20 protein-coding genes and 2 pseudogenes are annotated in these 23,946 nt (G+C 71.9%); 14 read left to right on the top strand and 8 right to left on the bottom strand.

Translation table 11 applies throughout. The features are described from left to right. Window positions 1-169 precede the first annotated feature (169 nt). The 4 genes from ACZ3I3_RS05410 to ACZ3I3_RS05395 all read left to right on the top strand — a co-directional run bounded on the left by ACZ3I3_RS05410 (window position 170) and on the right by ACZ3I3_RS05395 (window position 4,165). Window positions 170-787, top strand: a complete 618-nt coding sequence (locus tag ACZ3I3_RS05410) for an RNA polymerase sigma factor (RefSeq protein ID WP_467362772.1) — start codon at window positions 170-172, stop codon at window positions 785-787. Window positions 788-958: 171 nt separating this feature from the next. After that, window positions 959-1,894, top strand: a complete 936-nt coding sequence (locus ACZ3I3_RS05405) for a hypothetical protein (protein WP_467362770.1) — start codon at window positions 959-961, stop codon at window positions 1,892-1,894. A 472-nt stretch (window positions 1,895-2,366) separates the two neighbouring features. Continuing rightward, window positions 2,367-3,041 (top strand): RNA polymerase sigma factor, encoded by a 675-nt coding sequence (locus ACZ3I3_RS05400; RefSeq protein ID WP_436729261.1) that lies wholly within the window; start codon window positions 2,367-2,369, stop codon window positions 3,039-3,041. Further along, the gene (locus ACZ3I3_RS05395) at window positions 3,041-4,165 is read left to right on the top strand and encodes a hypothetical protein (protein ID WP_467362768.1); all 1,125 of its coding nucleotides are present in this window, start codon (window positions 3,041-3,043) and stop codon (window positions 4,163-4,165) included. Before ACZ3I3_RS05400 ends, ACZ3I3_RS05395 begins: the two co-directional genes overlap by 1 nt. A 157-nt stretch (window positions 4,166-4,322) precedes the next feature. Here the strand turns inward: ACZ3I3_RS05395 and ACZ3I3_RS05390 are convergent, their stop codons facing one another. Further along, window positions 4,323-5,174 carry a L,D-transpeptidase family protein gene (locus ACZ3I3_RS05390; RefSeq protein WP_467363357.1) on the bottom strand — a complete coding sequence of 284 codons (852 nt, stop codon included), beginning with the start codon at window positions 5,172-5,174 and terminating at the stop codon, window positions 4,323-4,325. A 146-nt stretch (window positions 5,175-5,320) separates the two neighbouring features. On the opposite strand from ACZ3I3_RS05390, the gene ACZ3I3_RS05385 reads away from it, so the two are divergent. Next, window positions 5,321-6,901, top strand: coding sequence for an acyl-CoA mutase large subunit family protein (locus tag ACZ3I3_RS05385; protein WP_467362766.1), 1,581 nt, complete (start codon window positions 5,321-5,323; stop codon window positions 6,899-6,901). A gap of 33 nt (window positions 6,902-6,934) precedes the next feature. Further along, entirely contained in the window at window positions 6,935-7,582 is a 648-nt protein-coding gene (gene leuE, locus ACZ3I3_RS05380) for a leucine efflux protein LeuE (protein ID WP_467362765.1), read from the top strand. Here the strand turns inward: leuE and ACZ3I3_RS05375 are convergent, their stop codons facing one another. Beyond that, window positions 7,583-7,717, bottom strand: coding sequence for an aromatic-ring hydroxylase C-terminal domain-containing protein (locus ACZ3I3_RS05375; protein ID WP_467363355.1), 135 nt, complete (start codon window positions 7,715-7,717; stop codon window positions 7,583-7,585). It abuts the gene before it with no gap. An 18-nt stretch (window positions 7,718-7,735) separates the two neighbouring features. Here ACZ3I3_RS05375 and ACZ3I3_RS05370 point away from each other — a divergent pair. Beyond that, window positions 7,736-7,885, top strand: a pseudogene (locus tag ACZ3I3_RS05370) (TetR/AcrR family transcriptional regulator C-terminal domain-containing protein); the annotation flags it as partial. Between the two features lie 9 nt (window positions 7,886-7,894). Here ACZ3I3_RS05370 and ACZ3I3_RS05365 read toward each other — a convergent pair. The 4 genes from ACZ3I3_RS05365 to ACZ3I3_RS05350 form a co-directional block, all read right to left on the bottom strand. After that, the gene (locus ACZ3I3_RS05365) at window positions 7,895-8,821 is read right to left on the bottom strand and encodes a class I SAM-dependent methyltransferase (RefSeq protein ID WP_467362763.1); all 927 of its coding nucleotides are present in this window, start codon (window positions 8,819-8,821) and stop codon (window positions 7,895-7,897) included. Window positions 8,822-8,884: 63 nt separating this feature from the next. Beyond that, window positions 8,885-10,039 carry an acyltransferase family protein gene (locus tag ACZ3I3_RS05360; RefSeq protein ID WP_467362761.1) on the bottom strand — a complete coding sequence of 385 codons (1,155 nt, stop codon included), beginning with the start codon at window positions 10,037-10,039 and terminating at the stop codon, window positions 8,885-8,887. 181 nt (window positions 10,040-10,220) lie between these two features. After that, window positions 10,221-11,552 (bottom strand): alpha-2,8-polysialyltransferase family protein, encoded by a 1,332-nt coding sequence (locus ACZ3I3_RS05355; RefSeq protein WP_467362759.1) that lies wholly within the window; start codon window positions 11,550-11,552, stop codon window positions 10,221-10,223. Continuing rightward, the gene (locus tag ACZ3I3_RS05350) at window positions 11,552-12,538 is read right to left on the bottom strand and encodes a glycosyltransferase family 2 protein (RefSeq protein WP_356927900.1); all 987 of its coding nucleotides are present in this window, start codon (window positions 12,536-12,538) and stop codon (window positions 11,552-11,554) included. Before ACZ3I3_RS05350 ends, ACZ3I3_RS05355 begins: the two co-directional genes overlap by 1 nt. Before the next feature lie 228 nt (window positions 12,539-12,766). Here ACZ3I3_RS05350 and ACZ3I3_RS05345 point away from each other — a divergent pair, with 228 nt between their 5' ends. The 4 genes and pseudogenes from ACZ3I3_RS05345 to ACZ3I3_RS05330 form a co-directional block, all read left to right on the top strand. Beyond that, complete coding sequence (locus ACZ3I3_RS05345) at window positions 12,767-14,083, top strand: DUF6716 putative glycosyltransferase (RefSeq protein ID WP_467363353.1); 1,317 nt, start codon at window positions 12,767-12,769, stop codon at window positions 14,081-14,083. 35 nt (window positions 14,084-14,118) lie between these two features. Then, the gene (locus tag ACZ3I3_RS05340; RefSeq protein WP_467362757.1) at window positions 14,119-15,384 is read left to right on the top strand and encodes a cytidylyltransferase domain-containing protein; all 1,266 of its coding nucleotides are present in this window, start codon (window positions 14,119-14,121) and stop codon (window positions 15,382-15,384) included. A 13-nt stretch (window positions 15,385-15,397) separates the two neighbouring features. After that, on the top strand, window positions 15,398-16,336 hold the full coding sequence (locus ACZ3I3_RS05335; protein ID WP_010047143.1) for an N-acetylneuraminate synthase family protein: 939 nt from the start codon (window positions 15,398-15,400) through the stop codon (window positions 16,334-16,336). Window positions 16,337-16,383: 47 nt separating this feature from the next. Then, window positions 16,384-17,442, top strand: a pseudogene (locus ACZ3I3_RS05330) (hypothetical protein); the annotation flags it as partial. A gap of 746 nt (window positions 17,443-18,188) precedes the next feature. Here ACZ3I3_RS05330 and ACZ3I3_RS05325 read toward each other — a convergent pair. Beyond that, entirely contained in the window at window positions 18,189-18,869 is a 681-nt protein-coding gene (locus ACZ3I3_RS05325; RefSeq protein ID WP_467362754.1) for a class I SAM-dependent DNA methyltransferase, read from the bottom strand. Window positions 18,870-19,168: 299 nt separating this feature from the next. On the opposite strand from ACZ3I3_RS05325, the gene ACZ3I3_RS05320 reads away from it, so the two are divergent. Continuing rightward, window positions 19,169-20,401 carry a M20 family metallopeptidase gene (locus ACZ3I3_RS05320; RefSeq protein ID WP_467363351.1) on the top strand — a complete coding sequence of 411 codons (1,233 nt, stop codon included), beginning with the start codon at window positions 19,169-19,171 and terminating at the stop codon, window positions 20,399-20,401. A gap of 57 nt (window positions 20,402-20,458) precedes the next feature. Here ACZ3I3_RS05320 and ACZ3I3_RS05315 read toward each other — a convergent pair whose 3' ends face one another. Beyond that, window positions 20,459-21,787, bottom strand: coding sequence for an alpha/beta fold hydrolase (locus ACZ3I3_RS05315; RefSeq protein WP_467362752.1), 1,329 nt, complete (start codon window positions 21,785-21,787; stop codon window positions 20,459-20,461). A gap of 85 nt (window positions 21,788-21,872) precedes the next feature. Between ACZ3I3_RS05315 and ACZ3I3_RS05310 the strand changes: the two genes are divergently transcribed. Together ACZ3I3_RS05310 and ACZ3I3_RS05305 are read left to right on the top strand one after the other, a co-directional pair. Next, a complete protein-coding gene (locus tag ACZ3I3_RS05310) occupies window positions 21,873-22,490 on the top strand; it encodes a TetR/AcrR family transcriptional regulator (RefSeq protein WP_359035942.1) in 618 nt (205 codons plus the stop codon). A gap of 256 nt (window positions 22,491-22,746) precedes the next feature. After that, window positions 22,747-23,790: a BMP family lipoprotein gene (locus ACZ3I3_RS05305; protein WP_467362749.1), complete on the top strand. Its 1,044-nt coding sequence runs from the start codon at window positions 22,747-22,749 to the stop codon at window positions 23,788-23,790. Window positions 23,791-23,946: the final 156 nt, after the last annotated feature.

Raw genomic sequence — 23,946 nt, 5'->3', positions numbered from 1 at the left:
GTCGTCACACAGGTGCCACTCACCCAGCGCACATCCATGGCCAAACGTCACCCGGTTGTGGCGGTGTCGCGGCCCGTACCGGGCGGGGGCCTTCCGCTTGCTGTGACATTTCTCCGGGGCGCGGCGCTGATGATCGTGGAGGGCAATCCGGTACGGACGAGGACGGTTCTTGGGCCAGCGAGAGGAACCCCGGCGCACGCAGGCACGCGACGGGGAACTGGGCGAGGCCGTCGAGCGGGCCCAGGACGGTGACGAGGCGGCCTTCGCGGTCGCCTACCGGATCGTGCAGCCCGGACTGCTCGGCTATCTGCGTGGACTGGTCGGGGACGACGCGGAGGACGTGGCCTCCGACGCCTGGCTGGAGATCGCCCGGGACCTGGGGCGGTTCAAGGGCGACGGGGCCGGCTTCCGCGGCTGGACGGCGACCATCGCCCGGCACCGGGCGCTGGACCATCTGCGCCGCCAGCGCGTACGGCCGAGGTCGTCCGCGCTGGAGCAGGACGTCCTGGAACTGCCAGGGCCGCACAGCACCCACGACCAGGCGCTGGAGGCCATGTCCACCGAGCAGGCGCTGCGGCTGGTCGGGGGCCTGCCGCAGGACCAGGCCGAGGCCGTGCTGCTGCGTGTCGTGGTGGGGCTGGACGGGCCGGCCGCCGCCCGGGTCCTGGGCAAGCGGCCGGGTGCGGTACGGACGGCCGCGTACCGGGGTTTGAAACGCCTGGCCACCCGGCTGGGCGTCGAAGGTGTGACGGATGAGGCTCCCCGGACGCTGGGGGAGTCGAAATGAACGATGCCGGCGGGCCGGGCGGAGTCGCCGGGTCCGGTGCCCTGAACAGGGCGGACGAGCACAACGTATGGATCGGCCCAGGAGTGCCGGGACGGCAGGCCGGGCCGGCCGGGTCGCACGGACCCGGCGGGCGCCGCAGGACGCGTGGATCGAGCAGGGACGGAACAGGACATGGGTGAACAGCAGAGCGGCGGGGTTCCGGGCCGTCGGCGTGTACACCCTGAGGGTTCCGCCCACGACCACCGGGCGGGGCGGCACACCGACGGCCGGCTGCCCGGCCGGCGCGGGACGGCCGGCCTCGGCACCCGGCCCGTCTTCGACGACGCCGAGCTGGAAGCGCTGCTCGTGGCCGCCCTCGTCCGGGACCGGATCGACGCCGAGGCGGAGCAGCGGGCGGTGGCCGCGTTCGTGGCCGCCCGGGACGCCGGCGCGCACGGGGCCCGCACCCGCCGCCGCGACGACTGGCGGCCCCGGGAGCGGTGGCATCCGGGCCGCTCGCTGAAGGCCACGCTCTCCGTGCTGCTCGCCAGTCTCACGCTGGGCGGGGTCGCGGTCGCGGCGATCGGCTCGGTGGGATCCACGGACGGCGCCGACGACGGCGGTCGTCCCTCCGCCTCCACCAGTGTCCCCGGCGCCCCGGCGGGCGAGCCCGCCGGCACCCCGCCCGGCTCCGCGCCCGCGCGCCCGGACCGCCCCGCCCCCTCACGCGACACCGAGGCCCACTGCCGCGCCTACGAGCAGGTCGACGGCCGGGGCAAGGCCATGGACGCGACGGCCTGGAAGCGCCTCGTCCGGGCCGCGGGCGGTGAGAGGAACGTCACGGCGTTCTGCGCGGAACAACTCGCCCCGGCCGGGGCGAAGCCCGGCAGCACCGCCCGGCCGGAGAAGAGCGCGGGTGCCCCCGGTTCCACCGGAGCCGGCAACGGCTCGGGCAACGCGGACGCCGGCACGGGCAAGGGAGACACCGGCGCGGGCAACCGGGACAGCGGCGCGGGCAACGCGGAGAACGGGTCGGGGGCCGCCCGCAGCGGCGGGGACGGCGCCGCCGACGGCACCTCGTCCGGGACCCAGGGCAAGCCCGCCCAGCCCAACGACCGCCGTCCGTAGCAGAATTAACAGAACTCGGCGACGGGAGCCGGAGAGCCGTGCGTCCACGCCCGGCCGCACCGTCAGGGTGCCGTGCCGTATCGCTCAGATGCCCGACCGCGTCACCAGGTCGCCGGTCGGGTCCGCCATGGCAACGGCCGGGGCCGCCACCCCCCACAGGAGAGGCCCCGGCCGTCGCGCGGCACGGGCCGCGCGGCGGCCCGTACTACCTACAGCGCCGGGGGTGCGTTTTCTGTCACACCCCAGCGTGTCACGGCTTAGTTGCATCCTGGACGGACATGGACGGGGAGTGGTTTCAGGTCGTAACGTGCCTTTCGCGCCAACGCGGAGGCACGAAGACCACCGCAACCACCTGCGGTGATCACACCGCAACCACCCGCGGTGACCACACCGCGACCATCAATTGAGGAACCACGACGGCGAGAACCCGGTCCGCGAAAGCGGCGCCGGCTTAGGCGCAGAAGGGCGCGCGGTGCTGGGGGACGACGCGGAGCTGACCGCCGCGGTGCGTGCGGCACAGGACGGAGACGAGACCGCGTTCCGGACTGTGTACCGTGCCGTGCACCCGCGGTTGCTCGGGTACGTACGGACGCTGGTCGGCGATCCCGACGCCGAGGACGTGACGTCCGAGGCCTGGTTGCAGATAGCCCGGGACATCGAGCGGTTCACCGGCGACGCGGACCGCTTCCGCGGCTGGGCCGCCCGTATCGCCCGCAACCGCGCGCTGGACCACATACGCATGCGCGGGCGCCGGCCCGCGATCGGCGGCGACGAGACGGAACTGACCGGCCGGGCCGCCGAGTCCGACACCGCCGACGAGGCCATCGAGGCGCTCGCCACCGACGGCACGTTCTCCCTGATTTCCCGGCTGCCGCAGGACCAGGCCGAGGCGGTCGTGCTGCGTGTGGTGGTGGGGCTCGACGCGAAGACCGCCGCCGAGACCCTCGGCAAGCGTCCGGGCGCCGTCCGCACGGCGGCCCACCGGGGTCTGAAGCGGCTCGCCGAACTGCTCGGCGACGATCCGGAGGCCGATCCGGAATCGGCCGGTGTGCTCGACGCGCTGCCGCCCCAGCGAGAACCGCGCGGTGGTGCCATGGCGTCCGCACGTGTGACGCAAAGCGTCGCACGGACGCAGAAGGATGTGTGATGGCCGACGAGCAGCACAGGTGGCTGGACCGCGAAACGGCGGAGCGTTTGCTGAGCGGAGAGCCACCGGAAGCTGTCGACGGCGCCGCCCGGGGCGAGGCCGAACGACTCGCCGCAGCGCTCCGCGCGCTCGCCGCCGCACCCCCGCCGACCAGCGGTGAACTCCCCGGTGAGGCCGCGGCGATGGCCGCCTTCCGCAAGGCACGCGCGGAACGCGCCGACAGCGCGGCAGCGCCCGCGGCCGACGGCGGACGGGCCCCTGCGGAGGTCGCCGACGCCGGGCTGGTCCGGATCGGAACCCCGCGCGGCAGCGGCTCCGGCGGTGTCCGGCGGCCTCGCCGTGCCCGTCCCGCCCGCCTCGCGCTGGCCGCCGTGCTGGCTGTCGGCATGGCCGGCGGTGCCGCCCTCGCGGCCGGAACCGGAGCCCTGAACGCACCGTTCGGCAACGACGAGCCCCAGCCCGGTTCCTCCGTCTCGGCCGCTGTCACTCCGCCCGAGCGCCCGCTGGTGTCGCCCTCGCCGAGCGACGCCGTGCAGGGCGGGTCGACGCCCGAAGGCAAGCCGGGCGGCGGCGATTCCGGACGGGACGTGGCAGGCGACGACCCGTCCCGCAAGCCCGACTCCGGTGACCGGGGTGAGCGGGAAGACAGCCACGGCGACAGCCGCGGTGACAGCGGCGGTGACAGCCGCAGGGAGATCGCTTCCGCCTGCCGCGACCTCCGCGACGGCAAGCGGCTGGACGCCGACCGCAGGCGCGCCCTGCGCGACGCGGCGGGCGGCTCCCGGGTCTGGAAGTACTGCAAGGGCGTCCTGTCCGGGTCCGGCGGCCGCGCGGGAGAACGGCACGACGAGGACAGGGACCGGCGCGACCACGACGACAGGTCCGGCAAGCACGACCGCAAGCAGGACCAAGACCGGAACAAGGGCCGGAAGAAGGACCGGAACAAGGACCGGAACAAGGACCGGGAGAAGGCCGGGCGGAATGCCGGGGAGCAGGCCGGGAAGCTCGCCGAGCGGCAGGACAGCGACACCGGCGCCGCGTACCGCGGTCGGTCCGCACGGTCTCTCGCACCCCTGCGACCTGCGGTTTCGTACTCCGTGAAAATCTCCTCGCCGAGGGTGTGACGTTTTCGGCCGCCCCGGCGCAGTAATGAGTGAGCCGACTGGTCATCGGCCGTCGCACGGAGCCGGGGTTCCCCCCGTACCTACGGCTCGTGCACCTGAGCGCGGGCGGGACACGTTCCCCCGGTCCCGCCCGCGCCCCAATCCCCCTTCCGCGTCCTCACCAGGACACGACGACTTTGTCGCCGTCGCGGACCTGCGCGTAGAGCTCCGCGATCGCCCCCTCGTCCCGTACGTTGACGCAGCCGTGCGAGGCGCCCGCGTAGCCCCGGGCCGCGAAGTCGGGGGAGTAGTGCACGGCCTGGCCGCCGCTGAAGAACATCGCGTAGGGCATGGGCGAGTCGTAGAGCGTCGACACGTGGTCGCGGGACTTCCAGTAGACGGAGAACACACCCTCTCGTGTCGGTGTGCCGCGTGAGCCGAAGCGGACCGCCATCGTCGACACGGTCCGGCCGTCGATCATCCAGCGCAGCGTCCTGCTGGTCTTGTCGATGCACATCACCCGTCCGGTCCTGCAGCGCGGATCCGGTGGATCGGCCGGCTGGCCGCCCATCAGGTACAGGTCCCAGGTGCCCGGCTCGCGGGTCATCCGCAGCAGCCGCTGCCACGTGACGCTGTCGGTCTTCCCGGTGCGCGGCAGCCCGCGCTTGCCCTGGAAGCCGCCGACCGCACGCTCCGTCGACTCGTCGTACGTCCCGGTCGGCCCGTCGAAGAGCCAGGCGACCTGCCGCAGCCGGGCCTGGAGCTCGCGGACGTCCCGGCCGGTGTCGCCGCGGGACCACAGCACGCGGGCCGGGACCGGGGCGGCGCTGGGCTTGTCGTCGCCGGGCGGGGCGGGAGCGGTGCTCGGCCCGCCGCCGTCGTCGGGAGTCCGGGCCGGGGACGGGGTGTCGCCGGGTAACTCGATGTGCACCGGTGAGCGGCTCTTCCCGCCGCCGTCGGGGGCCTGCACGGTACAGCCGGCCAGCACGGCCGCCCCGGCGACTGCCACTGCGATCGCTGCTCTCCCCATGCCCGTGGTACGCACGCGGCCCTCCGTCGTCTCACCGGTGTGCCCGGATGTCACCTGAGATGTTCCCCGGGGGTGACCGGTCGCGAACCACGGGGCATGGTGGTGAGCGAGGTCACTACCGTCCGTCCTGCGGGAGGCATCAGACCATGGCGCGCGAGTCGGAGTCCGGGCTGCCCATCGAACCGGTCTACGGGCCGGACGACCTGCGGGACTGGGACCCGGCGCAGCAGCTGGGGGAGCCGGGGGCGTACCCCTTCACCCGTGGCGTGTACCCGACCATGTACACCGGCCGGCCCTGGACGATGCGCCAGTACGCGGGCTTCGGCACGGCCGCCGAGTCCAACGCCCGCTACCGGCAGCTGATCGCCCACGGCACGACGGGCCTGTCGGTCGCCTTCGACCTGCCCACCCAGATGGGCCACGACTCCGACGCCCCGCTCGCGCACGGCGAGGTCGGCCGGGTGGGCGTCGCCGTCGACTCGATCGACGACATGCGGGTGCTGTTCGGCGGCATCCCGCTGGACCAGGTCTCGACGTCGATGACGATCAACGCCCCGGCGGCCCTGCTGCTGCTCCTCTACCAGCTGGTCGCGGAGGAACAGGGCGTCGACGCCGGCCGGCTCACCGGCACGGTCCAGAACGACGTGCTGAAGGAGTACATCGCGCGCGGGACGTACATCTTCCCGCCGAAGCCCTCGCTGCGCCTGATCGCCGACATCTTCAAGTACTGCCAGGCCGAGATCCCGAAGTGGAACACGATCTCGATCTCCGGCTACCACATGGCCGAGGCGGGCGCGAGCCCGGTGCAGGAGATCGCCTTCACCCTCGCCAACGCCATCGAGTACGTCCGCACGGCGGTCGCGGCCGGCATGGACGTCGACGACTTCGCGCCCCGCCTGTCCTTCTTCTTCGTCGCCCGTACGACGCTCCTGGAGGAGGTCGCCAAGTTCCGTGCCGCGCGCCGGATCTGGGCGCGGGTGATGAAGGAGGAGTTCGGCGCGGAGAACCCCAAGTCGCTGATGCTGCGCTTCCACACGCAGACGGCGGGCGTGCAGCTGACGGCCCAGCAGCCGGAGGTGAACCTGGTCCGCGTCTCGGTCCAGGCCCTGGCGGCGGTGCTGGGCGGCACCCAGTCGCTGCACACCAACTCCTTCGACGAGGCGATCGCGCTGCCCACGGACAAGTCCGCGCGCCTGGCCCTGCGCACCCAGCAGGTCCTCGCCCACGAGACGGACGTGACGGCGACCGTCGACCCGTTCGCGGGCTCCTACGTCGTCGAGAGGATGACGGACGACGTCGAGGCCGCGGCCGTCGAGCTGATGGCCCGGGTGGAGGAGCTGGGCGGCGCGGTCGAGGCGATCGAGCGCGGCTTCCAGAAGGACGAGATCGAGCGCAGCGCCTACCGCATCGCGCAGCAGACCGACTCGGGCGAGCGGGTCGTGGTCGGCGTCAACCGCTTCCAGCTCGACGAGGAGGAGCCGTACGAGCCCCTGCGTGTCGACCCCGCCCTCGAGGCCCAGCAGGCGGAGCGCCTGGCCAGGCTCCGCGCGGAGCGCGACCAGCCGGCGGTCGACGCGGCCCTGGCCGCCCTGAAGAAGGCCGCCGAGGGCGAGGACAACGTCCTGTACCCGATGAAGGACGCCCTGAAGGCCCGGGCGACGGTGGGCGAGGTGTGCAACGCCCTGCGTGAGGTGTGGGGGACGTACGTCCCGAGCGACGCCCTCTGATCCTCCTGCCGCCCCCGTGCGACACTCCCTTTCATGTTCGGTGTCATCGATCTGCCCACCTACCTGGCGGGCCTCGTCCTGATCGTCCTGTTGCCCGGTCCCAACTCCCTGTACGTCCTGTCCGTCGCCGCCAGGCGCGGTGTGCGTGCCGGGTACACCGCCGCGGCCGGGGTGTGGTGCGGGGACACCGTGCTGATGACGCTGTCGGCGGCGGGGGTCGCGTCCCTGTTGCAGGCAAACGCCGTGCTGTTCGGAATCGTGAAGTACGTGGGGGCCGGCTATCTGGCATGGCTGGCCGTGGGCATGCTGCGGGCCGCGTGGGGCATGTGGCGGACGCGTGCGGAGCGGTCCGCCGGTGCGGAGGCCTCCGCGCCCGCCGGGGAGCGGCCCTTCCGCCGTGCCTTCGTGGTCAGTCTGCTGAACCCCAAGGCGATCCTTTTCTTCGTCGCCTTCTTCGTGCAGTTCGTCGACCCCGCATACGCCTATCCCGCCCTGTCCTTCGTCGTCCTCGGCGCTCTCGCCCAGCTCGCCAGCGTGCTGTACCTCAGCGCGCTGATATTCGGCGGCACCAGGCTGGCCGACGCCTTCCGCCGCCGGAGGCGTCTGTCGGCGGGGGTGACCTCGGCGGCGGGCGCGCTGTTCCTCGGCTTCGCGGTGAAGTTGTCCCTCGCGAGTGCGTGATCAGACCCCGGCGCGCTCCAGGTACCGCCCCAGTGCGTCGCCCGTTTCGCCCGCCCAGCCCACATAGCCGTCCGGGCGCACCAGGAACAGGCCCTTTCCGTACGTCGCCTGCTGTGTCCCGCTGACCGCGCGCACCTGCTCCGGCAGGGCCGTTACGACCTGCACGAACGCGCCCGCCTGATGGCCGACTTTCCCTTGTCGGCCCAGGCGGGCGCGGAGATCTTCGAGGACTTCGACGGGCACTTCGAGGAGGGACTCGCCCTCGTGATCGACGGGATCGGGGCGCGATACGGCGTCTCATGACACCCCGGGTCAGGAGCGCTGCGCGCGTGCCCGCCGTACGGCCCGGGTGACCACGGGGGGCAGCAGGTCCTTGGCGAGCCGGCGGGCCCGGGACGGGGCGGGCCGGGCCGGGCGTGCCGCGCGGGACTCGGCGACAGGCGCGGCCGGGGCACTGGCCGGCGCCGGCACCGGTGCCACGTAGTGCCGGGAGGGCGGGAAGGCCGGCGGCTTCATGCCCCTGGACCGGGCGCGGACCAGCCGGTGCCCGGCCGCCTCCTGCACGCTCAGCCCGACGTCCGTGCGCTGCCGCAGCATCTCGAGCAGCTCCTCCTGGACCGGCTCCGGGTCGCCCCAGGTGCCGTACAGCTTCTGCGTGCTGAGGCAGACCGGGCTCAGGCCCCGGTTGAGGACCGCCTCCCAGGCGGCGACCGAGACACCCGGCGTGTGCTCGGAACGGAAGTCGTCGAGGACGACGATGCCCTCGGGCATCAGGATGTCGTGCGCGGCGCCGATGTCGCCGTACACGTGCTCGTACAGGTGCGAGGCGTCGACGTGGACGAAGCGGCAGGTGTCCGGGGCCACCTTCTCGGACACCACCGAGCTGGGGGCCGCGATCACCGTCGGGAGAGTGTCGTGGAAGGACAGATAGTTCCGCTCGAAGGCCTGCTGGGTGAGCGAGGCGTACGACTTCGTGGACTCAGCCTTGTTGGCCTCGTCCGGGGCGTCGCCCTCGAACAGGTCGCAGACGGTGAATTTCTCGCCGTCCTGGAGGTGGTGGCCGAGGAGGATCGCGCTCTTGCCCATGTAGACGCCGAGCTCCAGCAGGTCTCCGCGCATCCCCTGCTTCTGCTGCCGCTCCAGGAACCAGGTGAACAGCATCTGGTCCAGCGGCGGGAACCAGCCCGGGACGTCGGAGAGTTCGCCGGGGTACGTGTCGGTCGCTTGTGCGTTGGTCATGAGACGAGCCTTCTCCCTGAGCGGTGCTGAAACCGACGGCTGGTTGAACGTCCCGTGAACAGCTCAGCGGGCCTTGGCCAGCAGGGCCCGCAGCCGTGGTGTCAGCGGCTTCTCCACATACTGGTTCAGCAACCACGCCAGCCCCAGCATTGAGCCCACTGTCAGGGCGAATGTCGCCGCGGACGGCAGACCCAGACCGCGGTGCAGGGCGTGGATCACCACCCAGCCGAGATGCTCGTGGACGAGGTAGAACGGATACGTCAGCGCCCCCGCCACCGTCAGCCAGCGCCAGTTCGCCCAGCGCAGCCAGCCCAGCGCGATCGCCGCGACCGCGACGAAGCCGAAGGTGACGACGAGCATGATGCCCATCGAGGAGCGGTACGAGAAGCCGCCCGCGTCGGGGGCGTGCCACAGGCTCTGCACCGCGAAGTGCTGGCCGATCAGCCAGCTCACGGCGACGATGCCCCACCCGTAGGCGTCCCGCCGGTCCAGGTGGACGAGGTAGAGGCCGACACCGCCGATGAAGAACGGGGCGTACTCCGGCATCACGACGATGTCGAGCAGCGGCATGTTCGCGTTCTGCGCGATCACCGTCGCCAGCATCCAGCCGGCGCAGAACATGATCACCCGGCGGCGGTTCGCCCCGGGCAGCACGACGCACAGCGCGAACAGGGCGTAGAAGCGGACCTCGGCCCACAGCGTCCAGCACACCCCGAGCACCCGGTCCACGCCCAGCGGCATCTGAAGCATGGTCAGGTTCACCAGAGCGTCGCTCGGCGAGACCGCCTTGTAGGCCACCACGGGCAGCGCGAACACCGCCGTCACGAGCACGACCGCCACCCAGTAGGCGGGCAGCAGCCGGGAGGCGCGGGAGGCGAAGAACGACTTCAGCGGCCGGCCCCAGCCGCTCATGCAGATCACGAACCCGCTGATCACGAAGAAGACCTGGACGCCGAGGCAGCCGTAGGCGAAGTACTCGTGCAGCGTCGGGAACTGCTCCTTGGGCGAGCTGCCCCAGGCTTCGGAGACCTCACCGTCGCGCCCGCCGTAGTGGTACGCCGCCACCATCAGCGCGGCCACCAGCCGCAGCCCGTCCAGGGCCCGCAGCCGGCCGCCGGAGTCCTTCCGGCGCGGCGGGACGGTCGTGGCGCCCGGTGGTTCGACCAGCACGGTGACTTCGGGCCGGGGCTTGGGGGTGCTGACGACCGTCTCGGTCACGCTGAAAACCTCTGTAGTAGCTCGTATGTCCTTCACCTGAGCCGCCAGGGGCGGGCAGGGCGCCGATGTCACCCTAGGGCGGAGGTTGACGCTAAAACGTTCGATGGAGTCAGCCTTCGTCTGACGGCCCCCATGGGTTCACCTGGATGTCGCCGAGCCGGGCCGCCGGACGCTACCCGCCTCAGCGGCGCACCGCCTTGCGCAGCGCCCGCGCCCGCCGGACCACCCGGCGTGCCGTGGAATTGCGCGGCAGGAACGCCAGCCGCTGCGGAATACCGCCGGGCAGCCCGAGCGAGGTGAGACGGCGCTTCTTGAAGTAGCGCCGGGTGCGCGGACCGAGATGCCGGGCGAGGAACCGCTCCGCCCGCGGGCGCAGGTCCGGATAGATCTGCGGCTGCATGGTGAACCCGACCGCGGTCACCAGGTCGGACAGCAGCTCCGCAGGCAGCAGGTCGCCGTCCTCACCGCCGTCCAGGTCGGGCAGCAGCGCGTCCGCCAGTGTGGTGGGGATCCTGTTGCTGTTCTGGTAGGGCGTCAGCCGCTCCAGCAGCAGCTCGGTGCCGATGCGCGCGACCGGCAGCTCGTAGAACACCGAGGCCGTGAACAGCGCTGTGGAGAAGCAGCCGATGACGAGCGCGGGCCGGGTCCGGTCGAACAGCACCTCGGCGAGCACGGGCGTGTCCAGCACGGTGAGGTCCACGCCGAGCTTCTCGGCCTCGGTCTCCAGGGCGCGGCTGTAGCGGGCCGGTGCGGTCGGGTGCGGCTTGAAGACGACCGTGCGGTGGCCGCGGGCGACCGCGCCCCGCATCATCCGCACGTGCAGGTCCTCTTCCTCCTCGGGGGAGAGGATGTTCAGCGCCGACAGGTACTGGCCGAGCAGCAGCGCCGCGTCGCCGGGCAGGTCGGGCAGCTCGGGCACGGTCTCGGTGACCTCGCCGAGCACCTTCAGGAACGCGGGCGACGGCACCAGACGCGCCGGCACCTCGAACTCGGTCAGCAGCATCGGCGTGAGCCCCGGCACCAGGTCGAGGTGGAGCAGCCGCCGCACGCGCGTGCCGACCAGCGGGTCGAGCTTGTTGCGCGTGGGACCATAGCTCATCAGCCCGTCGGCGTAGACGTCGATGGGGGCGTCGGTGAACAACTGCGCCACCGTGAGCGCGGGCGCGACCTGGATGGACTCCAGCACCAGGCTCACCCGGTCGTCGCCGAGGCCCCACAGCATCCGCAGATAGCGCTCGAACAGCGGGATGTCGTCGGAGCGCGGCGTCCACGCCCCGGGGTGGAACGGGCGGATGGCGTCGTTCCAGGACAGCACGTCGTCGAAGTGCTCGCGCAGCGGCGCGAAGCCCGGCATCTCGTCGAGGGCCGGGGTGGTCTCCGGGTTCGCGGAGTTGTTGAACACCAGCAGCACCCGGCGGTCCGGCTCCTCGAAGAGGTCCGAGTCGATCGCGGCGGCCAGGGTGGCGACGCCGTACAGCGTCGAGGCGCAGAAGATCTGTGTGGTCCCGGGCATCAGGCGGCCGCTCCCGCCGGCGTGACCCTGCGCCGCAGCCGCCGCAGCTTGGACGAGCGGTCCATGTCCATGGCCTCCAGTGCGTCACCGAGCGCGTCCTGCGGCATGCGCTTGATGGCCGCCGCGCTCATCGACCGCAGCTGCCTCGCCACGGCCGGTTCGAACCTGTCTTCGTTGGAAAGATGGTGCGCGATGATCGCGCAGTACGTCCGTACCGCCTTCGGCAGCAGCCGGTCGGCCTCACGGTCGGCGGCCGTCTCCTCGATCACCTGGTCGAAGGCACGGATGAAGTCGAGCTGGCGGACATCGCCGATCTGGGTCAGGGACGAGGCCACCCCGCGCCGGTAGAACACGCCCAGCAGGCTCACCACGGCGAACGACTCCGCCTCGCGGTGCAGCTTCCAGATCCACGGCCGGTCCTCGGCCGTGCGCAGCCCGTCGGTGAAGTGGAGCACGCCCCGGTCGAGGAGGCGGCGGTGGTAGGCGCCGGCCCAGGCGTAGGCGTAGTCCACCGAGGTCGAGCGGTGGGAGGGGAGGATCGCCTCCCGCGGGTCGAACGCCTCCCAGCGGCGGCCGACCGGCACCCGGGAGACGGAACGGGCGCGCGCGGTGGCCTGCACATGGTCGGTGCGGATGAAGTCGCAGCCCAACTCGTCCAGGGCGGACACCAGTTCGGCGAGATAGCCGGGGGCCAGCCAGTCGTCGCCGTCCAGGAACGTCAGGTACTCGCCCTGAGCCGCGTCCAGGCCGGTGTTGCGGGCGGTGGCGAGCCCACCGTTCTCCTCGTGTCGGATGTAACGCACTTGCGCGACATCCGAAAGGTCCTCGGCCGCCCGTTCGAGAATGGCCGGGGTTTCATCCTTCGAATGGTCGTCGACCAGGATGAACTCGAAATCGCGGTCGGCGTTCAACCGAAGGCTTCTGAGGGTGTCCGGGGCGTATTGCTGCACGTTGTAGAACGGCACGATCACGGAAAGCTTAGGCACCCGCAAAACGTTAGGAGGCCGTCCGGCTCGGCAACTTTCCGGTGCACATACACTGGGTGAACTCAATGTGTCAGAACGGTGCACCCCGTGTACTTCCCCGTTTGCCACGGGCCAGTTCGGCTCCCGGTGGTGCGTTGTTAACTTTTCGTTGAGTCGTGGTTCCGCCATACCTAGGAATTGCTTCCTAGCGTCTTCAACGTGCCAGCAAGTACACCGAACCGCCCACGAATCGCCGTCCTCGCGGACTCCGACACCCGATGGAAATGGGGTGCGCTCACCGCGCACCGCATCGCCCCGGGACAGTCCATGGAAACCGCACCGCGCGAGGCCGCGCAAGTGGGCCCCGCCCTCGACGGATTCCTGCTGCGCGGCCGGGCCACGCCCACGCCGCGCCAGCTGGAGGAAGTGGGCGTGCGCGCCGACTCGCTGCGGGAGGTCACCGCCGTCGAGTTCCTGCGCACCATGGCAGAGGAGTCCTACGACGTCCTCGTCCTCGCCCTCGTCGGCGGCGGTGTGCAGGCGATGCTGCACGGCCTGGCGCGCGTCTGGCAGAACCGGACCTCACGACCCGTCGTCGTCACCGGCTACGTCGGTGTCGTCTACGAGAAACTCGCCGACGGCCTGCTGCTGCGGCACGGCGCGGACCTGGTCCTCGCCAACTCCCGTCAGGACGCGGACCGTTTCCGGGCCGTGTACGAAGGGGTGGGCGCCGACGCCACGTCGGTGACCGAGGTGGCCCTGCCGTTCCTCGGCGGTGCGCCGTACGAAGGTGAGCGCGACCCCTACACGGTCGTCTTCGCCGCCCAGCCCTCGGTCCCCGAGAGCCGCAAGGACCGTACGTACCTGCTGAACCGGCTGGTGCAGCACGCCCGCAGGCACCCCGAACGCGAGGTGCTGCTGAAGCTGCGGTCCCGGCCGGGCGAACACACCACCCACATCGAGGAGTTGCCGTACCAGAAGCTGGTGCAGCGCCTCGATCCCCCCACCAACTTCCGCCTGGTCTACGGGAACATGGGCGAGGTCCTCGACCGCACCGACCTGCTCGTGACGGTCAGTTCCACGGCCGCCCTGGAGTCGCTGCACCGCCGCATCCCGACCGTCGTGCTGACCGACCTCGGTGTGCGTGAGGCCCTCGGCAACCACCACTTCGTGGGCTCCGGCTGCCTCGCCTCCTGGGACCAGCTCGACGCCGGACACCGGCCCGCGCCCGACGAGGAGTGGGTCGCCCGGCAGGGCGTCGTGGCCGACGGCTCCTATGAATCCGCCTTCGACGCGGCCCGCGAACGCATCGCCAAGCTGCTCGACCGGCCCGGCGGCCTGCCGCCGCTGGCCCCGTACTACACACCCGTCACCGCGCCCGGCTATCTGCCCGGGATCCTCGCCCGCCACCACCTCGGCCCGGACGGCACGCCGCTGCCCGGCGCGCCGGCCGCCGACCGGGAGCCCGGACCGGTCCGGCAGATCGTGCGCCGGGCGGCGCGCGGCGCCTACCGGCACGGCGTGCAGCGCGTGGCGCCCGTCATCCGGCGGATGGGGGAGCTGTGAGCCGCCCCGAGACCCCTGCTCAAGGAGTAGTCCCCATGTCCCACCCGGAAGCGGGCCGAGGCGCCTCGGTGCGCCGCGTGCTCGCGGTGATCCCCGCGCGCGGCGGCTCCAAGGGCGTCCCCGCGAAGAACCTCCTCCCCGTCGGCGGTGTCCCGCTGGTGGCGCGGGCGGTGCGCGAGTGCCGCGCCGCCCGGCTCGTCACGGACGTCGTGGTCTCCACCGACGACCAGGCCATCGCGGCGGCCGCCCGCGAGGCCGGCGCCGAGGTCGTGCTGCGGCCCGCCGCCATCGCCGGCGACACGGCCACCTCCGAGGCCGCCGTCCTCCACGCCGTGGACGCGCACGAGGCCCTGCACGGCGCGGTCGTGGACGTCGTACTGCTGGTGCAGTGCACCAGCCCGTTCATCACCCGCGAGGACGTGGACGGAGTCGCCGCGGCCATCGTCGAGAACGGCGCCGACACGGCCCTCACCGTGGCCCCGTTCCACGGCTTCGTCTGGCGCGACGCCGAGGACGAGGTCGCCGCCGGCACCGTCGCGGAGGCCGACGCGGCCACCGGTGGCGGCTACGGCGTCAACCACGACAAGTCCTTCCGCCCCCGCCGCCAGGACCGTCCCCAGGACCTGCTGGAGACCGGCGCCGCCTACGCCATGGAGGCGGTCGGCTTCCGCAAGCACCAGCACCGCTTCTTCGGCCGGACCGAACTGGTCCGCACCGACGCCGCACGCGTGCTGGAGATCGACGACCCGCACGACCTCGCCCGCGCCCGGGCCCTCGCGCCGCTCTTCGACGCGGACCGCCCCGGCGCGCTGCCGACCGCCGACGACATCGACGCGGTCGTACTCGACTTCGACGGCACCCAGACCGATGACCGGGTGCTGATCGACGCCGATGGACGGGAGTTCGTCTCCGTGCACCGCGGAGACGGCCTCGGCATCGGGGCCCTGCGCAACTCGGGCCTGAAGATGCTGATCCTGTCCACGGAACAGAACCCTGTGGTCGCCGCCCGTGCCCGGAAGCTCAAGCTCCCGGTGCTGCACGGCATCGACCGCAAGGACCTCGCGCTGAAGCAGTGGTGCGAGGAGCAGGGCATCGCGCCGGAGCGCGTGCTCTACGTCGGCAACGACGTCAATGACCTCCCGTGCTTCGCCCTCGTGGGCTGGCCCGTGGCGGTCGCGAGCGCCCACGACGTCGTGCGCGGCGCCGCACGCGCGGTCACCACCGTCCCCGGTGGCGACGGCGCGATCCGAGAGATCGCCAGCTGGATCCTCGGCCCCTCTCTCGATTCCCTCACCAAGTAAGGACATCTCTGCCATGAGCACCAACTCCCGTATCCGCCGCTTCGGTTCGCGCGAGGTCGGCCCGGGCCGTCCGGTCTACGTCTGCGGTGAGATCGGCATCAACCACAACGGCGAGCTCGAGAACGCCTTCAAGCTGATCGACGCCGCCGCCGAGGCCGGCTGCGACGCCGTCAAGTTCCAGAAGCGCACCCCCGAGATCTGCACCCCGCGCGACCAGTGGGACATCGAGCGCGACACCCCCTGGGGCCGGATGACCTACATCGACTACCGCCACCGTGTGGAATTCGGCGAGGACGAGTACCGCGCCATCGACGACTACTGCAAGTCGAAGAACATCGACTGGTTCGCCTCCCCGTGGGACACCGAGGCCGTCGCCTTCCTGGAGAAGTTCGACGTCCCCGCCCACAAGGTCGCCTCCGCCTCCCTCACGGACGACGAGCTGCTGCGCGCCCTGCGCGCCACGGGCCGCGCGGTGATCCTCTCCACCGGCATGTCGACCCCGAAGCAGATCCGCCACGCGGTGGAGGTCCTCGGCTCCGACAACATCCTGATGTGCCACGCCACGTCGACCTACCCGGCCAAGGCCGAGGAGCTCAACCTGCGTGTGATCAACACGCTGGAGAAGGAGTTCCCGAACGTCCCGATCGGCTACTCCGGCCACGAGACCGGCCTGCAGACCACGCTCGCCGCGGTCGCCCTGGGCGCCACCTTCGTCGAGCGTCACATCACCCTCGACCGCGCCATGTGGGGCTCGGACCAGGCCGCCTCCGTGGAGCCGCAGGGCCTCACCCGCCTCGTCCGCGACATCCGCACCATCGAGGCCTCCCTCGGCGACGGCGTCAAGAAGGTCTACGAGTCCGAGCTGGCCCCGATGAAGAAGCTGCGCCGCGTCGCCGGTGTGGTCGCCGAGGCGGAGATCGCCGACGCGGCGGGCGAGCCGGTCGGCGTCTGAGCGCACCACCCCCACAACCCCCCTTACGACGGGACGGTCGTACGTCGATGAGCCCCCGCGCCGGGAACGCCGGCCCCCACACTCTCGCGTTCGTCGAGAGTCCGGTACAGCTGCTGAACGTGCTGGAGTGGGCGCACGCGCATGCGTCCGGCGTGGGGCTCACCCTCGTGGTGCTGTCGCCCGTCGACCCGATGACGCGCGGCCAGCTGCGGCGGATGTCCGACCTGGCCCGCGTCGAGGGGCACGAGGTCCGCTGGGAGGAAGCGCGCGGCGGGCCCCTGGCGCCCTTCCAGACCATCGGCGGCCTGGCCGGCCTGCTCCGCAGGGCGCGCCGGATCGTGCTGGGGGACCCCTTCTCCCGCTACGTCCAGCTGCTGCTGACGATCACCCGGGCCCGTGACCTGGTCGTCGTCGACGACGGCACGGCGACCATGGAGTTCGTCGGGCAGCTGGCCCGGGGCGAACGGCTGGTGCGCTGGCACCGCAAGGGGGGCCGCCCCGGCCCACGTGACCTGATCTTCGCGCCGGTGTCCTCCTCGGCCCGGCGCCGCCTGACCCCCGGGGACAGGCGCCGGGTCGAGATCTTCTCCTCCATGCCGATGGAGGAGACCCCGGCGGGCGTCACCGTCAGCGCGAACGACTTCGCCTGGACCCGGACCCGTTTCGGCCCGCCCCGCATCACCAGGGGCGCCGACATGGTCGGCACGTCCCTGGTGGAGACGGGCGTGGTCGACGACGACCGCTACCTGGAGGCCGTCCGCGCCCTGGCCAGGGCCCACGGCGCCACCCGCTACTTCGCCCACCGCCGCGAGAGCACGGACAAGCTCCGCCGGCTCTCGGCGGAGACGGGCCTGGAGATCGTCCGCCCCGAACTCCCGCTCGAACTGATCGCCCGCCGCGGCCCCATCGGCCGCACCATCCTCAGCTTCCCCTCCACGGTCGTCCACACCCTCCCGCTCGCCCTCTCCGGCACGGAGGTCCGCGTCGCGGTCTGCGACATCGACCCCTCCTGGCTGACCGACCACGCCTCCCCGCGCGCCCAGGGCTTCCTGTCGGGGGTGACGGGGGCGGCGCGGGACGTGCATCGCGTGTCCGCGGCCGGAGCGGGGGAGGGGCCGGGGACGGAGGGCCAGGAGGGTTCGGGGAGTACGCCGGGTCCGGGGGGACCGAGGGGCTCGGCTGCCGGTGGTTCGGCCGCTCCGGCGGGTACGGCGGGTACGGCTGGCCAGGACAGCGTCACGGGCTCGGCGGGCTCGGCCGGGACGGTGGGCTCAGCGCGCCCGACGGGCTCGGCCGGGACGGTGGGCTCGGCGGACATGATCGGCTCGGCCGGCGCGATGGGCTCGGGAGGTATCCCCGGCCCGGCCGGGGCGGCGGGTGCGGTGCCTGCCGGCTGACGTGCCGGAGGTGTCCCGGGGCCGGTGAGTTCGAGCGGGTCAGCGGACTTTCGAGCGGGTCAGCGGACTGTAGGACGGTTCGGCGGCCTCGCGGCCTCGCGGCCTCGCGGCCTCGCGGCCTCAGCGGCCTCGGTGGCGTTGAGGGAGCCGGCGGTTTCGACCGGGCGGCGGGCTGTAAGACGGCTTGGCGGCTCGGCAGCTCGGTGGGCTCGACGGTTCAGGGCGACGTCGCGGACGTGGCGGCCATACGCGGCCATTGCCGCCATCGCAGCCAGGGCACCCATGCCGCCAGGGCGGCCGGAGCACCCGGGGCGGCCCGAGTAGCCGGGGCTGCCGGGCCCCGCCCGGGGGCCCGCCGGGGCCGGACTGCCGTGACGGCCTGAGGCCCCGCCACCTCCTGGCCCGGAGGCTCACCCCCGGCCAGGCCGGCCCGGAGGCTCACCCCCGGCCAGGACTCACGCTCCGGCAGGAGCCGGCTTGCGGGCCAGCAGGAACGCGCGGGGACGCTGTTCCTCGCCCTCGGCCTGCCGAAGCACACGGGCGTAGAGCTCCAGGCCCGACTCCGCGAGCCGCGCCGCGACGGTCTCCGGCGTGCGCCAGAAGCAGTCGAGCGAGATCTCCTGCCCGAAGCGCTCGGTGAGGTGCGCGCGGCCGTCCTCGGTACCTGACTGGAAGCCGAGCAGCACGGGCGCGCCCGGCACCAGGACCCGGTGGAACCCGGCGAAGACCGAGGACAGATGCTCGTCCGGCACATGGATGATCGAGTACAGCGCGACGATGCCGCCGAGTGTCTCGTCCGGCAGGTCCAGGGCCGTCATCGAACCGACGTGGAACCGCAGCCGGGGGTGCGCCCGGCGGGCCAGGGCCACCATGCGCGGTGAGACGTCCACCCCGAACACCGGCAGGCCCATGTCGTGCAGCCGGGCCGCCACGTACCCGGGCCCGCTGCCGATGTCGGCGACCGGCGGCTGCACCGGCGCCCCGGGAACACGCACCAGGTCGACGAAGGCCGTGAGGAGGGCCCGCTCCAGCGGCCTCCCGGCGAGACTGTCCGGGAGCCCGGCGGTGTAGTCCTCGGCGATGGCGTCGTAGGAGGCCTGGGTGGACTGGACGAACTCGGGGCTGTCGGCGCGCACGGGGCGCACACTATCGGGGACGGGCGTCCGCCAGACGAACAAGGCCGTGTTCCCCGCGCAGGGCGTGGTATCCGTGGAGGAGGATGGATGGATAACGGTGCTGCGGCACGAGTGTGGTTGAAGTCACACCTGTGGGCCGTGGTGACCGGCTCGGCCCTGAAGACGGGCGAGTTTACCCATCTCAGTTGATAGCTATACGTTCGGCGGTCATATTTTCTGCCCCTAACGGGTTGAAGTTTTGTTGATCGAGGGTCAGCCGACCGCCCTGGCGCCCTACCCTTCAGAGGGTGAAGCAATTGATGTCACTGGAGTCCGAGGTCGATCTTCCCGGGGGAGCCGTACTTCCCGGTGCGCTGCCCGACGCTCTGCGCGCCGAGCTCATCGCGTTCCGACGCGACCTGCACATGCACCCGGAGCTGGGCAACCAGGAGTTCCGTACGACAGCCGCGATCAAGGAGCGGCTGGAGAGGGCCGGCCTCAAGCCACGCGTCCTCTCCGTCGGGACCGGACTCGTCTGTGACATCGGTGTGGAGGGCGAGCAGTGGGACGGGGGCCCCAGCATGCTCGCCATGCGGGCCGACATCGACGGCCTGCCCATCCCCGACATGAAGAGCGACTGCCCGTACCGCTCGACCGTGCCCGACCGCGCGCACGCCTGCGGCCACGACGTGCACACCACCGTCGTCCTCGGCGCGGGCCTCGTCCTCGCGGAGCTGCACAAGCAGGGCCTGCTGCCCCGCCCCGTCCGGCTGATCTTCCAGCCCGCCGAGGAGGTCCTGCCCGGCGGTGCCGCCGACGTCATCAAGTGCGGGGCGCTGGAAGGGGTCGGCGCGATCATCGCCGTGCACTGCGACCCCCGGGTGGACGCGGGGCAGGTCGGTCTCCGGGAGGGGCCCATCACCTCGGCCTGCGACCGGCTGGAGATCGCCCTGAACGGCCCGGGCGGGCACACCGCACGCCCCCATCTCACGACCGACCTGGTCACCGCCGCCGCCCGCGTCGTCACCGACGTACCCGCCCTGGTCGGCCGGCGCTTCGACAGCCGGAGCGGGCTCGCCATCACCTGGGGCCGCGTCGAGTCCGGGCACGCGCCCAACGTCATCCCGCAGCACGCCGAGCTCTCCGGCACCGTGCGGTGCCTCGACATCGAGGCGTGGCGGCAGGCCCCCGACGTCGTGGTCGCCGCGATCGACGAGATCGCCAACCTGTACCGCGCCAAGTCGGAGATCAACTACGTCCGCGGCGTCCCGCCCGTCGTCAACGAGCCCGGCGTGACGGAGCTGCTGCGCGACGCCATGATCGCCCGACGCGGCGTCGACTCGGTCGTCGGCACCGAGCAGAGCCTCGGCGGCGAGGACTTCTCCTGGTACCTGGAGCACGTCCCCGGCGCCATGGCCCGCCTCGGCGTACGCGTCCCCGGCGAACGCCAGGTGCGCGACCTCCACCAGGGCGACTTCGACGTGGACGAGTCCGCGATCACGGTGGGCGTGGAACTCTTCACGGCAGCGGCCCTGGTCGACGGCCTGCGCTAGGCACGGTGCCTGACCAGCCGCCCGCCCGGCGGCTGGTTCCCCGGCCTGCGGGCGTCGTCACCTGTGGTCGCGGAGGAAGGCGGGGATCTCGCTGCGGGTTGGGTAGTTCGGCAGCGGCGCGGGCTTGCCCTCGAGGAACGCGGTGACGACGGCGGCGGCTCGGTCGGTGTTGTCGTCGAGGCCGTTCCACATACGGTGTCCGACGCCGGGCATGTACTGCGTGCGCTGGACGGCGGGGTCTTCGGCAAGGACGGCCGTCGCCCATTGGCGGACCTGGGAGGAGCACTCGGCGATCATCAGCATCGCGGGGGTCCGGGATCGCCGCAGTCCTGGGGCGATGGAGGGGGAGTCCTTGATCGTCTCCTGGATGCGGAGGCTGGCGGCAGGGCTGAAGGAGAAGTTCTCCGCCGTGTCCTCGACAGGGATGCGGTGCGCGTCGCGTGCGCAGTAGCTGGATGCGGTGTCACTGCCCAGATCGGCCGCGGTGAACGCGTTGTCGCCCTCCGCCTGTCCTATCAGCCCGGTGTCGGGGGTCAGGAGCCCCAGTCGCATGAGGCCCAACGCGACGGCGTACCGGGGTACATGCGTCGACCGCGGTCCTGTCATGGCCGGAGCGATGCCGCGCGCGGATTCCTGGCCCTTGTGCCCGTCGATGCGCGCCGTGGGGCCGTCCATCGGACCGGGCTCGGCGATGATCGCCCGGTTCAGACGCGCCGCGACGCGCGGCTCGGCCAGGGCGCGCGTGAGCACCACCCCGCCTGCGGAGAATCCGAGGATGTCGACCTTGCCCTTGTCCAGGCGATCGACGAAGGCGGCGAGATCGCGGACCGATCTGGAGATCGTGTACTGGCTCATGGGAAGCAGGTCGCTTCGTCCCCCGCCGGCCTGCTCGTAGGCGTAGACGTCGTAGCCCTGTCGCGCCAGGAGCTGCAGGAACCGGTGGTCGAGCACCGAGATGCCGCGGACCGGTCCGCCGTGGAGGTACACGAACGGAACGGGGTGCCGGGCGCCGGTGTTCGCGGGCGGGTAGTGATACACCGCCACCCGGCTGCCGGTGGCCAGGCTCCAGTGCTGCGTGGCGACGAAAGGCAGGTCGGGCGGGTATTGCCGTGCCGTGGGAACGCTCGGTACGCACACTGACGCCGTCAACGCCGCCGCGACGACCACCGGCAGGAACGGCACGAGCCGCGCCGACCCGGTACGGCGCCGGCCCCGCCACAGTGCGGCGGCGGTCGCGACTCCCAGGGTCGTCAGCCACGCGGGGAGCCCCGAGCCCGCCCCGTCCGTGAGGACGATGAGCGCCAGGAAGAGGGCGACCAGCCCGGCGATGGCGGCCAAGGCCAGCACCAGGCGGCCGGCTAATCGGACGGGACGTGTCACGGACATCGGCATGAGGTTCTCCCACCGTTTCAGAACGTTGTTTCAGAACACCGTTTCAGAACGACGTTATCAGACAGGTAGGCTGTTCGTCGTGGGTAGGCCGAGAACGAACGACGAGACCGTCAAAGAACGGCTCGTGGCATGCGCGATCGAGATGCTCGCCACCCGTCCGCGGGAGTCGGTCACCGTCCGCGCCCTGGCGACTGCCGCCGGGACGTCGACGACGGCGGTGTACTCCCTGTTCGGCGGCAAGGACGGGCTGATCGGCGAGGTGCGCAACAGGGCCGTGGCCGGCCTGTTCCAGGAAGTGGCCGCAGTGCCGACCTCGGCGGACCCGCTTGCCGACCTCTGCGCACTGGCGGCCGCGTACCGCCGATGGGGACGCGAGCACAGCCACCTCTACACGGTGCTGTTCGGTGGTGTGCAGTCCTTCGACCCGTCCGGCGCGGTAGGCGCCAGTGACCCCGTCCGCCCACTCCTCGCGGCGATCGATCGCGGACTGACGGAGTCGGTCCTCGCCGGCGAGGCGACGTCCATCGCCCTCTCGATCTGGGTGACGCTGCACGGGCTCGTCACGCTCGAACTGGCCGGGGCCTTCGACGCCGCCACGGCCGAGGCCACCTTCGGATCGACGCTCCACGCGGCGCTGCGCGGCTGGACGACCCCCGCGGTGTTCAGCGGGCTCCGGCGCGCCGAGTCCGCTCAGTAGTTGAACTTCCCGGCGCCTCCGGTTGCGGCCGGACCGCCCCAGGGGCAGCCTGGTGCGCGTGACCAGCAGGCATGCGCCGTGTGCCCGAGTACACCTTTCGACCCCGTTCGATCCCGTGGTTCACAAGGGCGTAACCGGCCATCGGCACGAATGGATAACGGCCCCGCGGCGAACCGTTCCCAGGAGTGTCTACGCGCGTTAATGTGCGCCGAACCGAGCACCCGCTGCGGGGCTTTGGAGAATGGGGAACTTCACGATGCGTCGGATTTCCAAACTGACCCGCGTCGCGGTGGGGGTCGCGTCGCTCGGGCTCGTCGCCACGGCGTGTGGCGGCACCAGTGGTGACAGTGGTGACAGTGACAGCAAGGACCGTGGCATCGCCATCGCCTACGACATCGGCGGCAAGGGTGACCAGTCCTTCAACGACGCCGCCTACGCGGGCCTGACGAAGGCCAAGGACGAGTTCGGCTACCAGACGGCCGACATCGAGCCCACCGAGGGCGAGACGAGCGCCGACAAGGAGCAGCGTCTCGTCTCGCTGGCCCGGCAGGGTTACAACCCGGTCATCGGCGTCGGGTTCGTCTACGGTCCGGCGATGAAGGCCGCGGCCGCCAAGTACCCGGACACCACCTTCGGCATCGTGGACGCCGTGGTCGAGGGCAAGAACGTCGCCTCACTCGTCTTCGCCGAGGAGCAGGCCTCGTACCTCGCCGGCGTCGCCGCCGCCAAGGCCACCAAGTCGAACACGGTCGGCTTCGTGGGCGGTGTGGACATCCCGCTGATCCACAAGTTCGAGGCCGGCTACAAGCAGGGTGTCGAGGACACCAAGCCCGGGGTGAAGGTCCTGTCGCAGTACCTCACCCAGACGGCCGAGGAGGGCGGTTTCTCCAGCCCCGACAAGGGCAAGGCCGCCGCCGAGGGGCAGATCGAGAAGAAGGCCGACGTGCTCTACGCGGCCGCCGGCCTGTCCGGGCAGGGCGTCATCGAGGCCGCCGCCAAGGCCAAGGTCTGGGCGATCGGCGTCGACTCCGACCAGTACAAGCAGGCCGCCCTCGCCCCGTACAAGAACTACATCCTCACCTCCGCCCTTAAGGACGTCGGCGGAGCGGTCTACGCGCTGGCCAAGTCCGTCCAGGACGACAAGCCCCTGACCGGCACTCAGACCTTCGACCTGAAGGTCAACGGCGTGGGTCTGTCCGAGGCGAACCCCGAGTACGCCAAGGTCCCGGGTCTCAAGGCGGCTGTGGACAAGGCCAAGGAAGGCATCACCGACGGTTCCATCAAGGTCAAGACCGAGTAGTACGTCAACGGTCTGCGACAGCCGGAGCGGGGGGGGCCCCCCGGGGGCCCCCCCCCCCCCCCCCCCCGGGGGGCCCCCCCCCCCCCCGGGCGCCGCCCCCGGGCCCGCAGACCCCCCCCCCCCCAGGGGTGGCCGGGCGGGACCCCCCCCCCCCAC

The organism is Streptomyces sp. NPDC016851 (assembly GCF_055562795.1).
The sequence above is the reverse complement of the archived record's forward strand: the minus strand, read 5'-3'. Positions and strand labels throughout refer to the sequence as shown.

Excerpts from the sequence above, each read along its gene's own strand:
- ACZ3I3_RS05305 (WP_467362749.1), top strand. The coding sequence starts at position 22,747 with ATGCGTCGGATTTCCAAACTGACCCGCGTCGCGGTGGGGGTCGCGTCG.
- ACZ3I3_RS05355 (WP_467362759.1), bottom strand. The coding sequence starts at position 11,552 with ATGCCCGGGACCACACAGATCTTCTGCGCCTCGACGCTGTACGGCGTC.
- ACZ3I3_RS05315 (WP_467362752.1), bottom strand. The coding sequence starts at position 21,787 with ATGTCCGTGACACGTCCCGTCCGATTAGCCGGCCGCCTGGTGCTGGCC.
- ACZ3I3_RS05365 (WP_467362763.1), bottom strand. The coding sequence starts at position 8,821 with ATGACCAACGCACAAGCGACCGACACGTACCCCGGCGAACTCTCCGAC.
- leuE (WP_467362765.1), top strand. The coding sequence starts at position 6,935 with ATGTTCGGTGTCATCGATCTGCCCACCTACCTGGCGGGCCTCGTCCTG.
- ACZ3I3_RS05335 (WP_010047143.1), top strand. The coding sequence starts at position 15,398 with ATGAGCACCAACTCCCGTATCCGCCGCTTCGGTTCGCGCGAGGTCGGC.
- ACZ3I3_RS05320 (WP_467363351.1), top strand. The coding sequence starts at position 19,169 with ATGTCACTGGAGTCCGAGGTCGATCTTCCCGGGGGAGCCGTACTTCCC.
- ACZ3I3_RS05390 (WP_467363357.1), bottom strand. The coding sequence starts at position 5,174 with ATGGGGAGAGCAGCGATCGCAGTGGCAGTCGCCGGGGCGGCCGTGCTG.
- ACZ3I3_RS05395 (WP_467362768.1), top strand. The coding sequence starts at position 3,041 with ATGGCCGACGAGCAGCACAGGTGGCTGGACCGCGAAACGGCGGAGCGT.
- ACZ3I3_RS05405 (WP_467362770.1), top strand. The coding sequence starts at position 959 with ATGGGTGAACAGCAGAGCGGCGGGGTTCCGGGCCGTCGGCGTGTACAC.
- ACZ3I3_RS05385 (WP_467362766.1), top strand. The coding sequence starts at position 5,321 with ATGGCGCGCGAGTCGGAGTCCGGGCTGCCCATCGAACCGGTCTACGGG.
- ACZ3I3_RS05340 (WP_467362757.1), top strand. The coding sequence starts at position 14,119 with ATGTCCCACCCGGAAGCGGGCCGAGGCGCCTCGGTGCGCCGCGTGCTC.